Source organism: Kitasatospora sp. NPDC004272 (assembly GCF_053603035.1).
Window position 1 is genome coordinate 1 of record NZ_JBSGET010000119.1, and the last position, 13,291, is coordinate 13,291.

12 protein-coding genes are annotated in these 13,291 nt (G+C 76.2%); 4 read left to right on the forward strand and 8 right to left on the reverse strand.

Features of this window, described 5'->3' with window-relative positions:
• The first annotated feature begins 78 nt into the window (after positions 1-78).
• Both ACWEO5_RS29095 and ACWEO5_RS29100 read left to right on the forward strand, forming a co-directional pair.
• Positions 79-1,392, forward strand: a complete 1,314-nt coding sequence (locus tag ACWEO5_RS29095) for a glycosyltransferase 87 family protein (protein WP_452165181.1) — start codon at positions 79-81, stop codon at positions 1,390-1,392.
• A 29-nt stretch (positions 1,393-1,421) separates the two neighbouring features.
• Complete coding sequence (locus ACWEO5_RS29100) at positions 1,422-1,808, forward strand: PPOX class F420-dependent oxidoreductase (RefSeq protein WP_344551937.1); 387 nt, start codon at positions 1,422-1,424, stop codon at positions 1,806-1,808.
• A 29-nt stretch (positions 1,809-1,837) separates the two neighbouring features.
• Here ACWEO5_RS29100 and ACWEO5_RS29105 read toward each other — a convergent pair whose 3' ends face one another.
• The 8 genes from ACWEO5_RS29105 to ACWEO5_RS29140 form a co-directional block, all read right to left on the reverse strand.
• Complete coding sequence (locus ACWEO5_RS29105; protein WP_452165182.1) at positions 1,838-2,665, reverse strand: SGNH/GDSL hydrolase family protein; 828 nt, start codon at positions 2,663-2,665, stop codon at positions 1,838-1,840.
• 68 nt (positions 2,666-2,733) lie between these two features.
• Positions 2,734-3,978, reverse strand: a complete 1,245-nt coding sequence (locus ACWEO5_RS29110; RefSeq protein ID WP_452165183.1) for a cytochrome P450 family protein — start codon at positions 3,976-3,978, stop codon at positions 2,734-2,736.
• The gene (locus tag ACWEO5_RS29115) at positions 3,975-5,234 is read right to left on the reverse strand and encodes a cytochrome P450 family protein (protein ID WP_452165184.1); all 1,260 of its coding nucleotides are present in this window, start codon (positions 5,232-5,234) and stop codon (positions 3,975-3,977) included. Before ACWEO5_RS29115 ends, ACWEO5_RS29110 begins: the two co-directional genes overlap by 4 nt.
• Positions 5,235-5,443: 209 nt before the next feature.
• Positions 5,444-6,244 (reverse strand): family 1 encapsulin nanocompartment shell protein, encoded by an 801-nt coding sequence (locus ACWEO5_RS29120; RefSeq protein WP_344551933.1) that lies wholly within the window; start codon positions 6,242-6,244, stop codon positions 5,444-5,446.
• A complete protein-coding gene (locus ACWEO5_RS29125) occupies positions 6,241-7,293 on the reverse strand; it encodes a Dyp-type peroxidase (RefSeq protein ID WP_452165185.1) in 1,053 nt (350 codons plus the stop codon). The genes ACWEO5_RS29120 and ACWEO5_RS29125 overlap by 4 nt, the downstream gene beginning before the upstream one ends.
• Positions 7,294-7,436: 143 nt before the next feature.
• Entirely contained in the window at positions 7,437-7,889 is a 453-nt protein-coding gene (locus ACWEO5_RS29130) for a MarR family winged helix-turn-helix transcriptional regulator (protein WP_344551931.1), read from the reverse strand.
• 57 nt (positions 7,890-7,946) lie between these two features.
• Positions 7,947-8,867, reverse strand: a complete 921-nt coding sequence (locus tag ACWEO5_RS29135; protein ID WP_452165186.1) for a MerR family transcriptional regulator — start codon at positions 8,865-8,867, stop codon at positions 7,947-7,949.
• 9 nt (positions 8,868-8,876) lie between these two features.
• Complete coding sequence (locus tag ACWEO5_RS29140) at positions 8,877-9,797, reverse strand: LysR family transcriptional regulator (RefSeq protein ID WP_452165187.1); 921 nt, start codon at positions 9,795-9,797, stop codon at positions 8,877-8,879.
• Between the two features lie 95 nt (positions 9,798-9,892).
• On the opposite strand from ACWEO5_RS29140, the gene ACWEO5_RS29145 reads away from it, so the two are divergent.
• Positions 9,893-10,723: an SDR family NAD(P)-dependent oxidoreductase gene (locus ACWEO5_RS29145; protein WP_344551928.1), complete on the forward strand. Its 831-nt coding sequence runs from the start codon at positions 9,893-9,895 to the stop codon at positions 10,721-10,723.
• Positions 10,724-10,783: 60 nt separating this feature from the next.
• Entirely contained in the window at positions 10,784-12,886 is a 2,103-nt protein-coding gene (locus ACWEO5_RS29150; protein ID WP_452165188.1) for an MMPL family transporter, read from the forward strand.
• Positions 12,887-13,291: the final 405 nt, after the last annotated feature.

Consider the following 13,291-nt stretch of genomic DNA (forward strand, 5'->3'; position numbering starts at 1 on the left):
AACGCGCCACGCCCCCGGCGGCCACCCGGAGCACCCGGCCCGTCGGGGCGCCCGGCCGGCCAGAGCACACAGGAGGACATGGTGGCGCAGGCCCCCGCCCCGGCCGTCCGGACGCCCGCCCGGCCGGTCCGCTGGACCCGCCCCGCCACCTGGCCCCGCGAAGTGCTCGCCCTGGCCGCGTACTGGATCGCCAGCCGGGCGCTGATGGTCGGCCTGATCCGCTCCGGCCGGACCGAGCCCGCCATCGAGGTGCACCGGCTCTACCAGGGCTGGTACCGGGTCCTGCGCACCGGCACCTTCCCGGTCGACGACGTCACCTGGCAGTACCCGCCCGGCGCGGCGCTGCCGATGCTCGCGCCGGGCCTGCTGCCCTTCCTCAGCTACCTGCAGGCGTTCGTGCTGCTGGTGCTGGTGGCCGACGCCGCCGTGCAGGTCGCGCTGCTGGCCGCCGGGCGCGGCCCGGGCCGCTCCGACTGGGGCGCCTGGGCCTGGGCGCTGGCCCTGCCGCTGCTGCTCGGCCTGCCGTACGGCCGGTACGACCTGCCCGCCACCGCGCTCGCGGTCGGCGCGCTGCTGCTGGTCCCGGCCCGGCCCGGGGCCGCCGGGGTGCTGGCCGGGGTCGGCGCCCTGGTGAAGGTCTGGCCGGCGCTGACCCTGCTGGGCACCCCGCGCGGCCGCACCACCCGGCAGGCCTGGACCGCCGCCGCCGTCTCGGCGCTCGCCCTGCTGCTGGTGTTCGCCGCGTTCTTCGACCACGCCTTCGACTTCCTGCACGCCCAGCGCGGCCGGGGCGTGGAGATCGAGTCGCTGGGCGGCAGCGCCCTGCAGGTCGCCCGGCAGTTCGGCTGGTCCGGCCGGGTCGAGCAGCACTACGGCTCGCTGGAGTTCCTCGGCCGGTACGTGCACCGCGTCGCGCAGCTGTCGCTGCTGCTGACCGCCGCCGCCTTCGCCTGGCTGCTGCTGTGGCGGGTCCGGGCCCGCCGCTGGACGGCCGCCACCCCGTACGACGCGGCGCTGAGCGCGGTGCTGCTGTTCACCGTCACCAGCCGGGTGATCTCCCCGCAGTACCTGGTCTGGCTGATCGGCCTGGCCGCGGTCTGCCTCACCGTGGAGGGCACCACGCAGCGGCCGGTGGCGTTCCTGCTGCTGCCCGCGGTCGGCGTCACCACCATCGACTACCCGCTGTTCTTCGACTCGATGCAGGCGGGCGGCTGGTGGCCGACCGCCGTCATCCTGACCCGCAACGGGCTGCTGCTCGCCGCCGCCGGCTGGTCGGCGGCCCGGCTGTGGCGGGCCACCGTCTCCCCGCTGCCCGCGCCCCGCCAGGCCGCGGGCGCCCCTGGCGCCACCGACGACCCGCGCACCGACCCGGACGCGGTGCCTGCGGCCTGACCCCGCGTCAGGGGTCGTACACTCCCCCAATGGCCGACACCGCGCTGGACCGGCTCGCCGCCGGCAAGTACCTGCTGATCACCAGCTACAAGAAGGACGGCAGCGCCGTGCCCACCCCCGTCTGGGTGGTCCGGGACGGCGACGCCCTCGGGGCCTGGACCGTCGCGGACTCCTGGAAGGTCAAGCGGATCCGGCGCCGCGCGGACGTCCTGGTCGGACCGTGCGACGTGCGCGGCAACCCCAGCGGCAAGCCGCTGCCCGCGCACGCCGAGATCGCCGACGCCGACACCACCGAGCGCTACCGGCAGCTGCTCGCCCGCAAGTACGGCCTGCTCGGCCGGCTCACCCTGCTCGGCAGCCGCCTGCGCCGGGGCAGGACCGGCACGGTCGGCATCACCGTCCGGCTGGACCAGTAGGCTCCACGGCCCCCGCGCCGCCCCCGGCCTCAGCCCTCGTACGGCAGCAGGTCGGGGCGCTTGGCCGGGCGGCCGTCGCCGGAGGAGCGGCCGCGCAGCCGGCGGCCGATCCACGGGCCGACGTGGGTGCCCAGCCAGCGGACGTCCGCGCGGGCCTTCTGGCCGCGGGTGCGGGGGTCCGGCTCGGACAGCGGCGCCCGCCAGTCCTCGGCCGACGGGCGGCCGAGCGCCTCCAGCACCGCCAGCGCGACCCGGCGGTGGCCCTCCGGGGACAGGTGCAGCCGGTCCTCCGCCCAGAGCCGGCGGTCGTCGAAGGCGGGCGCCGAGAACAGGTCGACCAGCACCACCCGGCCCGGGTTCTCCCGGACCACGCCCTCGACGTACGCCTTCATCCGCAGGATCGCGGGCAGCAGGCGGCCGCTGCCCGCCATCCGGCGGGTCGGGTCGGTGGAGGTGAACAGCACCACGGTGCGGCCCTCGGCGAGCAGTCCGCGGACGCACTCGCCGAGCAGCCGCTCGACCAGCGCGACGTCGCAGCCCGGGCGCAGCACGTCGTTCAGGCCGCCCGCCAGCGTCACCAGGTCGGCGTCGGTGGCCGCGGCCAGGTCGACCTGCTCGGCCCGGATCTGGCCGATCAGCTTGCCGCGCACCGCGAGGTTGGCGTACCGGAAGCCGGACCCGCCCGCCGCGCCGGACTGCCCGGACTGCCCGTCCTCGGCGGCGCCGGCGGCCTCGGCGGCCAGCGCGGCCGCGACCCGGTCCGCCCAGCCGCGGAAGTGCCCGTCGGGCAGCACGTCGTCGCACATGCCCTCCGTGAACGAGTCGCCCACCGCCACCATCGTCCGGTACTGCCGCACACCGCCTCCTGGATCGTTCCCGACCGCCCACCCTACCGAGGCGTAACCGGTGGGTCCGGGCCGGGCGTTCAGGCCGCCGGGCGGGGCACCACCTCCAGCGCGGCCGGGCCGTTGACGATCAGCGACGGGATCCGGGCGGGCGGCCGGTCCGGGTCGGCCAGGGCGAGGTCGGGCAGCCGCTCGAACAGGGTGCGCAGCGCGATCTCGGCCTCCAGCCGGGCGAGCGGCGCGCCCACGCAGAAGTGCGGGCCGTGGCCGAAGGCGAGGTGGCCCTTGTCGGCGCGGGTCGGGTCGAACTCGTCGGGGCGGTCGGGGTGGCGTTCCGGGTCCCGGCCGGCGGCGGCGAAGCCGATGATGATCGGGTCGCCCTTGGGGATCAGCACGCCCTCGCCGAGGTCGAGGTCGGCCAGCGCGTAGCGCAGCGGCAGGTACATCACCGGGCCCTCCAGGCGCAGGGTCTCCTCGATGACGTCCGTCCAGCCGATCTCACCGGCCGTGACCGCCGCCAACTGCTCGGGGTGGTCGAGGAGTTCGAGGACGGCGCTGACGATCAGGTTGACGGCGGTCTCGAAGCCGGCCGCAATCATGGTCAGCAGGGTGCCGAGCAGTTCGTGGTCGGCCAGCGGGCGTTCGCCGGGGCGGTCGGAGAGCAGCAGGTCGCTGGTCAGGTCGGACGCCGGGTGGGCCCGCTTGTGGGCGAGCAGTTCGGCGAGGCGCTCGTACAGCCGGGTCAGCGCGGCGAGCGAGTCGGCCTCGTCGAGCGAGGAGTCGAGGACGGTGTCGATCAGTTCGCCGAGCGGGTCGCGCAGGTGCCCGGGGACGCCGAACAGGTCGCAGATCACCGTCATGGTCAGCGGCCGGGCCAGCGCGTGCCGCAGGTCGGCGCGCTCGCCGGGCGGGAGGGCGGCGAGCGCGCCGACCAGCTGGTCGGCGGTGGCCTGCACCTGCGGGCGCATCCGCTCGACCCGGCGCGGCAGGAAGGTCGGGGCGATCCGGCCGCGGGCCTCGCGGTGCGCGTCGCCGTAGTGGTTGACCAGGCTGTCCTGGAACGCCACCGACCCGAGCACCCAGCCGGGCGGGACGTCCCCGACTCCCGGCCAGTGCCGGCGGTAGTCGCGGGAGACCCGGGGGTCGGTGGTCAGCGCCTGGATCACCGAGTGCCGGGTCACCGCCCAGGCGAGCACCCCGCCGGGCAGCTCCACCCGCACCGCGGGCCCCCGGGCGCGCAGCCCGGCGGCCTCGGCGTGCAGGGCGGCCGCGGCCGGGTCCAGCACCGGGCAGCCCCGGACGGGCTCGGACGGGAGGGTGTTCACGCGTGCGCCTCCTCGGGATCCCGCACCACCGGGTGGGGCACCACGTCCAGGACCGCCGGACCGTTGATGATCATCGAGGGCAGCCGGGCGGGGGTGCCGCCGGGCTCGGCCAGCGCCAGGGCGGGCAGCCGCTCGAACAGGGTGCTCAGCGCGATCTCGGTCTCCAGCCGGGCCAGCGGCGCGCCGACGCAGAAGTGCGGGCCGTAGCCGAACGCCAGGTGGCTCTTGTCCGGGCGCGCCGGGTCGAAGACGTCCGGGCGGTCCGGGTGCACCCGCGGGTCCCGCCCGGCGGCGGCGAAGCCGATGATGATCGGGTCGCCCTTGCGGATCAGCACGCCCTCGCCGAGGTCGATGTCCTCGACCGCGTAGCGCAGCGGGACGTGCATCACCGGGCCCTCGACCCGCAGGGTCTCCTCGATCACGTCCGCCCAGCCGGTCCCGCCCGTCCGAACCTTGGCCAACTCCTCCGGGTGGGTGAGCAGTTCGAACACCGCGCTGGTGATCAGGTTGACGGCCGTCTCGAACCCGCCGGTGATCATCGTGAACAGGGTGCCGATCAACTCCTGGTCGGAGAGCGGCCGTTCGCCCGGACGGTCCGACAGCAGCAGGTCGCTGGTCAGGTCCGGCGCCGGGTGGGCCCGCTTGTGCGCCAGCAACTCGCTGAGCCGCTCGTTCAGTTCGACCTGGGCGGCGAGCGCGGTCCCCTCGTCGAGCGAGGAGTCCAGCACGCTGTCGATCACCTCGCAGAGCGCGTCGCGCAGCTCCTCCGGCACGCCGAACAGGTCGCAGATCACCGTCAGCGTCAGCGGCCGCGACAGCGCCAGCCGCAGGTCCGTCGACTCCCCCGGGCCGAGCGCGCCGAGCGCCCCCACCAGCCGGTCCGCCGTCGCCTGCACCCGCGGCCGCATCAGCTCCACCCGGCGCGGCAGGAAGGTCGGCCCGAGCCGGCCCCGCGACGCCCGGTGCTCCGCCCCGTACTGGTTGACGAAGCTGTCCTGGAACGCCACCGGCCCCAGCACCCAGCCCTCCGGCACGTCCGCCGCCCCCGGCCAGTGCAGCCGGTGGTCCCGCGACACCCGCGGGTCGGTGGTCAGCGCCTGGATCACCGCGTACCTGGTCACCGACCAGGCCCGCACCCCGCCCGGCAGCTCCACCCACACCGCCGGCCCCCGCTCCCGCAGCCCGGCCGCCTCCGCGTGCAGCGCGCTCCCGGCCGGATCGAGGAAAGGACATCTGGAAACGGAAGAATCGGACACGGCGTGCTCCCCTCACCGAAATCCCCGCACGAGTCCTCACATGGTGCGGCCCGCCGCCCCGCCCCCGGAAGCAACTCCCCGGCTTTGTCCTGATTCCGCCCCTGCCGCCCCCAACTCCCCTTCCAACAGCCCCAGTTGACCCAAAAACCCCGCCCGCCCCGGCCGGGCGGGCCGGGGCGGGCGGGGTTGTCGGGCGGCGGGCCGCGGGGTCAGGCGGAGGTGAGGGTGACGGCGGCTTCGGGGGTGTGGAGCTGGAAGGTGAGGGATTCCTGGAGGTAGAGGTGGACGGTGGTGTCGTCGTGGGAGAGGTAGCCGATGGAGAGGTCCTCGCCGAGGTGGAGTTCGAAGTCGCCGCCGCGGGCGGAGAGCAGGACGGCGCCCTCGACGGCGGGGGCCCAGATGATCTCGCCGTCGAGGAGCCGGGCGAGGTGGTTGTGGACGGGGTAGCCGTGGTCGGAGGTCTCGTTGACGGCGGTGAAGGTGTCGGCGCCGAGCAGCAGCGAGTAGGGGCCGCCGACGCCGGCCAGGCGCAGCGCGGTGAGGGCGCGGCTGACGGCGTTGGGGTACTCGCGGACGTCGGCGGGGAGGGCCACGGGGTGGTTGGAGGAGCCGTCCCGGATGCCGGTGATGCCGGCGGCCTGGTAGCCGTCGAAGACCGCGCGGTCCTCGGCGAGGGCGATGGTGCGGGCGGCGTCCTTGACCGGGTCCCAGTCGGAGTCCTTGGAGCCGCGTTCGACGTCGTCGACGGCGGCCCGGGTGACGGTGAAGGGGACGCGCAGTTCGACCACCTGGAGGGCCTCCCGGGCCCGGGCCTGGATGCCGTTGGCGGGGGCGGCGATGTCGGCCAGGTGCCCGGTCCCGACGGCGGCGAGCTCGGGGCCGTCCGGCCCGGCCAGGTCGACCACCCGACGCCCGGCGACGTGCAGGCGGAAGGTGCGCCGGGCCTCCTCCTCGATCTCGGCCCAGGCGGCGGCGGAGACGGGCGCCAGGTCGCGGTGCAGGTTGTTCACGGTGCGGGGCTCCTTTTCAGGCTGCCGATGTGGAGGCTGCCGTCCCGGACCGGAGGGGCGGGCGCGGCGGGGGCGGGGGCGGCTTCGGCGGGGGTGGCTTCGGCGGGGGCGGGCTCGCCGGGGGCGGGGGGCGGGTCGTCGAGGAAGTCCGCGCTGGGGACGTGGAAGAAGGTGCCGGTGACGGGGGTGGAGAAGTCCAGCAGCCGGTCGTGGGCGGCGGGGCCGCGGCCGAGGAACATGTTGCGGAGCATCTCCTCGGTGACCCACGGGTCGCGGGCGTAGCCGATGAAGTAGGTGCCGCACTCACCGCCCTCGGCGAAGGACCCGAACGGCATGTTGAGCCGCCAGATGTCGCGGTCCTCGCCGTCGGGGCCGGTGACGGTGGTCAGCGCGACGTGCGAGTCGGCGGGCTTGGCGGCGTCGTCGAGTTCGACGTTGTCGAGCTTGGTGCGGCCGATGACGCGCTCCTGCCGCTCGGTGCCGATCGCGTGCCAACCGGCCATGTCGTGCAGGTACTTCTGCACGATCACGTAGCTGCCGCCGGCGAAGTCCGGGTCCTCGTCGCCGATCAGGACGGCGTCGGCGGCGTCCGCCCCGGTGGGGTTCTCGGTGCCGTCGACGAAGCCGATCAGGTCGCGGCAGTCGAAGTACCGGAAGCCGTGGGTCTCGTCCAGCACGGTGACCCGGTCGCCGAGCCGCCGGCTGACCAGGGTGGCGAGTTCGAAGCACAGGTCCATGCGTTCGGCCCGGACGTGCAGCAGCAGGTCGCCGGGGGTGGCGGGGGCGAGGTGCCGGGGGCCGGCCAGTTCGACGAAGGGGTGCAGCCGGGCGGGGCGGGGGCCGGCGAACAGGCGGTCCCAGGCGTCGGATCCGATGCCGAGCACCAGGCTGACCTCCTGCCGGGGCGCCCGGGTGCCGACGGTGCGGGCCAGGCCGCCGAGGTCGGGCAGCAGGTCGCGGACGGCCTGCTCGCCGCCGTCCTCGATCCCGAGCACCAGGAACACGGCGGCCCCGGTCAGCGTGGCGAGGACCGGTTGGGGCTGCGGCATGGCGGGGGCTCCCAGGGGACTGCCGGAGGTTCGGACGCCCGCCGACCATACCCGGCAAAAGGGACGGGACCGTGCGATGTCCCCCCGAACGGGCGTGTCCGGAGGACCGGCCGGCCCCGCCCGGCGCAACGCGTCCGGGCGCCCTACCCGGTGCGGCGCTCCCGGCGGAGCTCGGCGAGCTCCTCGGTCATCCGGGTGAGGAAGCGGACCACGGTGGCGACCTGCTCCGGCGCGAACTCGGCCCGGACCCGGTCGGTGCACTCGGCGACGGGGGCGAACCACTCCCCGGCGATCCGGGCCGCGCCCGGGTGGTAGTGCACGTGGACCTGCCGCCGGTCGGCCTCGTCCCGGCTGCGGTGGACGTGCCCGGCCCGCTCCAGGCGGTCCAGGACGGCGGTCACCGCGCCGGAGGTGAGGCCGAGTTCGGTCCGCAGCCCGCCCGGCGTGATCCCCGGCGGGTCGGGGGCCCGCAGCACCGCCAGCAGCGCCTGGACGTCAGTGGCGTGCAGGCCGGAGGCGTCGGCGAAGTCGTGCCCGAGCAGGTTCATCTCGGACGCCAATCCCTGCAGCAGCCGTGCGAACTCCCGCTGCGCCACCGGCCGTTCCTCCACCACACCCGTCCGCCTCACCTGCCCGGTCACCCGCCGGTCCGGTCACGACCCTAGCGCCCGCGCCAGCAGGTCGAGCGCACCCGGTAGGTCGCGGGGGGCGAGGGTGCCGGGCGGGCGGGCGGCGCGGTGCCAGCCGGGGCCCGCGGCCAGCAGGGCCGGGCGGACCCGGGCGCCGCGCGGGCCCCAGGCGGTGGCGGCGACGGCCCGGACGGGGACCGGGTCGGCGGTGGCGCGGGTCTGCGACCAGAGCAGGACGGCGGCGGGGCCGGTGCGCCGGACGGCGGCGGTGAGCGCCTCGGCGGGCAGCGCGGCCCCGAAGACCCGGAACGGCAGGCCGCGTTCGGCGAGCGCGGCGGCCACCGCCTCCAGCGGCAGGGTGTGCTGCTCGCCGGGCATCGCGGCCAGCAGCACGGGCGGCCCGCCCGCGTCCGCCGGGGGTTCGGCGATCCGGCGCAGCGCGCTGGAGACGTGCCAGGACAGCAGGTGCTCGACCTCGACGTAGCGTTCGCCGCCCCCGGCGGCCCACCGGCGGCCGGCGGCGCGCAACGCGGGGGTCATCACGTCCGTCCAGGCCGCGGCGGCGCCCAGCCGTTCCACGCTGGTGTGCAGCAGCCGGGCCACCTGGGGGGCGTCCAGCCGCCGGGCCGCCCGGGCCAGGCCGCGCACCTCGGGCCGCACCTGGGAGTCCGGGGCCCGGGCGGTGACCGGTTCGACGGGCCGGCCGGCGAGGGCGGGGGCGAGCCGGGCGGCCTCGGCGGGCGGCGTGCCGCGCGCGGTCAGCCGGCACATCGCCTCCAGCACGGCCACGTCCCGTTCCGTCCAGCGCCGGTGCCGGCCCTCCGCCCGTTCGGCCGGGCCGATCCCGTACCGGCGCTCCCAGGACCGGACGGTGGTCGGGGACACGCCGAGCCGCCGGGCCACCTCCCCCGTACCGGCCGTCGTCGCGGGCAGTTCTTCTGGCACCACGTCAGCCTAGTGCCGCGCCTCGCGCCACGCGTCCACCGTCGCGCGGCAGGCGTCCGCGTAGGCCCGGACCAGGGGGCGGTGGGCGTCCTCGCGGCGCCAGGCGAGGGCGTAGCGGCTGGGGCCGACGCCGGTGACGGGGCGGGTGGTGACGCCGTCGTGGGTGATCAGGGGGGCGTTGCCGGCGGCGACCAGGCAGACGCCGAGGCCGGCGATCAGGGCTTCGTAGGTCTCCTCGACGCCGGCGACCTCGGCGCCGATCCGGGGCGGCCGGCCGGCCCGGGCGTCCAGGGCGAGCCAGTGGTCGCGCAGCGGGCCCGCGTCGGGGGGCAGGGCGAGGAAGGGTTCGTCGAGCAGGTCGGCGAAGTCGAGCGCGGGGCGGGCGGCGAGCGGGTGGGCGGCGGGGAGGGCGAGCAGGCGGGGCTCTTCGGCGACCACCGTCCAGTCGTAGCGGTGCGGGTCGGGCAGGGGCAGCCAGACGTAGGCGAGGTCGGTGCCGCCGTCGGCCAGGCCGGCCGTGGGGTCGTCCCAACTGACTTGGCGCAGGCGGGTGGTGGCCTGCGGGTGGGTGGCGCCGAGGCGGGAGCGGACGGCGGGCAGCAGGCCGCCGCGGGCGGGGCTGGTGCTCATCCCGACGGTGAGGGTGCTGCGCTGCTCGGCCTTGGCGGCGGCCAGCGCGTCCGCGCCGCGGGCCCAGCCGTCCAGGACCTCGCGGGCGTGCGGCAGCAGGGCGTGTCCGGCGGCGGTCAGGGCGACCCGGTGCTGGTCGCGGCGGAACAGTTCGGTGCCGAGCCGCCGTTCGAGGGCGCGGACCTGTTTGCTGAGCGCGGGCTGCGAGACGTGCAGCCGTTCGGCGGCGCGGGTGAAGTGCAACTCCTCGGCCACGGCGAGGAAGTAGCGCAGGTCTCGGGTGTGGACGTCCAGGGCCATGCCGATTGGTTATCACCACGGGTCTTGGACCGGCAACGGGGTTCGGCGGCAGGCTTGCGGTCGTCGGAAGTCGAGCGGGTGGAACGGGAGTTGCCGTGAACAAGGTGTGGCTGGTGACCGGTGCGGGCAGCGGTTTCGGACGGGCGGTGGCGCGGGCCGCGGTGGCCGCCGGGGACGTGGTGGTCGGGGCGGTGCGGCGGCCGGATTCGCTGGCCGACCTGGTGGCCGCGCACCCCGACCAGGTGGAGGCGCTGGCCCTGGACGTCACGGACACCGCCGCGGTCGGGGCCGCGGTGCGGGGCGTGCTGGCCCGGCACGGGCGGATCGACGTGCTGGTGAACAACGCGGGCCGCACCCACGTCGGCGCGGTCGAGGAGACCACCGACGAGGAGCTGCGCGCCCTGTTCGACGTGCACGTGTTCGGGCCGGCGGCGCTGGTGCGGGCGGTGCTGCCGCACATGCGGGAGCGGCGTTCGGGCGCGGTGGTGCAGATGAGCAGCGTGGGCGGGCAGCTGTCCTTCGCCGGCTTCGGGGCGTACAGCGCGACGAAATTCGCCCTGGAGGGGATGTCCGAGGCGCTCGCGGACGAGGTGCGCGAGTACGGCGTCAAGGTGCTGATCGTGGAGCCGGGCGCGTTCCGGACCTCGCTGTTCGAGGCCGACCGGGCCGGGGTGAGCGCCGACGGCGGGCAGTACGCCGCGGTGGCCGCGACCCGGGCCATGGTCGCCGGCGGCCACGGCGCGCAGCCCGGTGACCCGGACAAGGCGGCGGCGGCGATCCTGGCCGCGCTGGCGGCGGAGCGGACGCCGCTGCGGCTGGCGCTGGGCGGGGACGCGGTGGACGGCGTGCTCGCGCACCTGGACCAGGTCCGGGAGGACGTCCTCGGCTGGGAGAAGCGCTCCCGGGACACCGCTTTCGACGCCTGAGCCGGGCGGGTCGTGTCGTCGGCGCCCAGATCTCTCAATGATTGAGATATTCTCCGGGCCATGCCGACGCACGTCCCGCCCCCCGTCCCGACGCCCGCGCCCCCGTCCCCCGCGCGGCGCCTGCGCTTCCTGCTCCCGCTCGTCCTGCTGCTGGTCTGGCTGGCACTGGGCGGCGCACTCGGACCCTTCGCCGGAAAACTGGGCGAGGTGTCGACCAACGACGGCGCGGCGTTCCTGCCGCGCAGCGCCGAGTCGACCCGGGTCGCCCAGCTGGAGAAGGACTTCCGCACCGAGTCGACCCTGCCGGTCGTCCTGGTCTGGGAGTCCCGCTCCGGGCAGGTGGACGAGGCGCTGCGGGCCGACGCCGGGAAGGCGCTGGCCGCGGCCGCGCAGGTGCCGGGGACGGTCGGGGCGGCCTCGCCGCTGCTGCCGTCCGAGGACGGGAAGGCCCTGGAGGCGGTGGTGCAGCTGCGCGCCGACCTCGGACCGGACACCAAGGAGGCGGTCGCGGCGATCCGCGGGTACGCCGAGCAGGTGCCCGGCGCCACCGCCGGGGTGGCCGGTCCGGCGGCGGTGCTGGCCGACCTGTCGGGGGCGTTCGCGGGCATCGACGGCCTGCTGCTCGGGGTGGCACTCGGCGTGGTGCTGCTGATCCTGCTGCTGGTCTACCGGGCGGTGCTGCTGCCGCTGCTGGTGATCCTCGGCGCGGTGTTCGCGCTCGGCGTGGCCTGCGCGATCGTCTACGCCCTCGCCCAGCACGGCGTGGTCCGGGTGGACGGGCAGGTGCAGGGGCTGCTGTCGATCCTGGTGATCGGCGCGGCCACCGACTACGGGCTGCTGTACTCGGCCCGCTTCCGCGAGGAACTCGCCACCGGGCAGGACAGGTTCGCCGCCGCCCGCACCGCGCTGCGCCGCTCGGTGGAACCGATCGCCGCCTCCGGCCTGACCGTCGGCCTGGGCCTGCTCGTCCTGCTGCTCTCCGACCTGACCAACAACCGGGCGCTCGGCCCGGTCGGCGCGATCGGCATCGCCTGCGCCGTGCTGTCCGCGCTGACCTTCCTGCCCGCCGCGCTCGCCCTCTCCGGCCGGGCCGCGTTCTGGCCCGCCCGGCCCGCCACCGACGGCTCCGGGGGCGGACACCGGGTCTGGCAGCGGATCGCCGACCTGGTCGGCCGCCGCCCGCGCCTGCTGTGGATCGGCTCGACCGCCGTCCTGGCCGCCCTCGCGGCCTGCTCCCCGCTGCTGGACGCCCGGGGCGTGCCGCAGTCCGAACTGTTCACCACCGCCCAGCCCTCGGTCGCCGCGCAGCGCCTGCTCTCCGCGCACTTCCCGGGCGGCTCCGGCAACCCGGCGGTGATCATCGCCCGCGCCGACCGCGCCGAGGCGGTGACGGCCGCCGCCGCGCCGGTGGCCGGAGTGGCCGCCGTCCGCCCGTACACCGGCGGCGCCCCCACCGACCCGCCGGTCACCGTCGACGGCCTGGTCCGGCTCGACGCGACGCTCGCCGACCCCGCCGACAGCGACGCCGCGCTCGCCACCGTCGCCCGGCTGCGCACCGCCGTGCACGCCGTGGACGGGGCCGACGCGCTGGTCGGCGGCTACTCGGCGCAGCAGGCCGACACCCGCACCACCGCCCGGCACGACCGGACGCTGATCATGCCGGTGGTGCTGCTCTGCATCCTGCTGGTGCTGGTGCTGCTGCTGCGCTCGGTGCTGGCGCCGCTGCTGCTGGCGGCCACCGTCGCGCTCTCCTACCTGGCCACGCTGGGCGTCTCGGCGCTGGTCTTCCCGCACGTGTTCGGGTTCTCGGCGACCGACCCGTCGGTGCCGCTGTACGGGTTCGTGTTCCTGGTCGCCCTCGGCGTGGACTACAACATCTTCCTGATGACCCGGGTCCGCGAGGAGACCGCCGTCCTCGGCACCCGGGCCGGCGTGCTGCGCGGCCTGACCGCGACCGGCGGCGTGATCACCTCGGCGGGCGTGGTGCTGGCCGCGACCTTCGCCGCCCTGGGCGTCATCCCGCTCGCCTTCCTCGCCCAGATCGCCTTCATCGTGGCCTTCGGCGTCCTGCTCGACACCCTGCTGGTCCGCTCGCTGCTCGTGCCCGCCCTGGTCCACGACCTCGGCGGCCGCACCTGGTGGCCGGCCCGCCAACCGGACTGACACCCCTGGGCGGGCGCCCGTCACCCCGGCTCCACCGGCGACCGCGCCCGCCCCCGTACTCACCCCAACTCCACCCGCAACCGCCGCAGGCCGTCCCGCACCCGACTCTTCACCGTCCCCAGCGGAGCGTCCAAAAGCGCGGCGATCCGGGTCCGCGTGCAGCCGCCCCACTCCCTCGTTCACCCCCACCCGCACCGCGCCCGCCCCCGCACTCACCCCAACTCCACCCGCAACCGCCGCAGGCCGTCCCGCACCCGGCTCTTCACCGTCCCCAGCGGAGCGTCCAAAAGCGCGGCGATCCGGGTCCGGGTGCAGCCGCCCCACTCCCTCGTTCACCCCCACCCGCACCGCGCCCGCCCCCGCACTCACCCCAACTCCACCCGCAACCGCCGCAGGCCGTCCCGC

Bases quoted from the DNA above. Each gene is read 5' to 3' on its own strand.
- ACWEO5_RS29140 (WP_452165187.1), bottom strand. From the start codon at position 9,797: ATGGCCCTGGACGTCCACACCCGAGACCTGCGCTACTTCCTCGCCGTG.
- ACWEO5_RS29125 (WP_452165185.1), bottom strand. From the start codon at position 7,293: ATGCCGCAGCCCCAACCGGTCCTCGCCACGCTGACCGGGGCCGCCGTG.
- ACWEO5_RS29100 (WP_344551937.1), top strand. From the start codon at position 1,422: ATGGCCGACACCGCGCTGGACCGGCTCGCCGCCGGCAAGTACCTGCTG.
- ACWEO5_RS29095 (WP_452165181.1), top strand. From the start codon at position 79: ATGGTGGCGCAGGCCCCCGCCCCGGCCGTCCGGACGCCCGCCCGGCCG.
- ACWEO5_RS29150 (WP_452165188.1), top strand. From the start codon at position 10,784: ATGCCGACGCACGTCCCGCCCCCCGTCCCGACGCCCGCGCCCCCGTCC.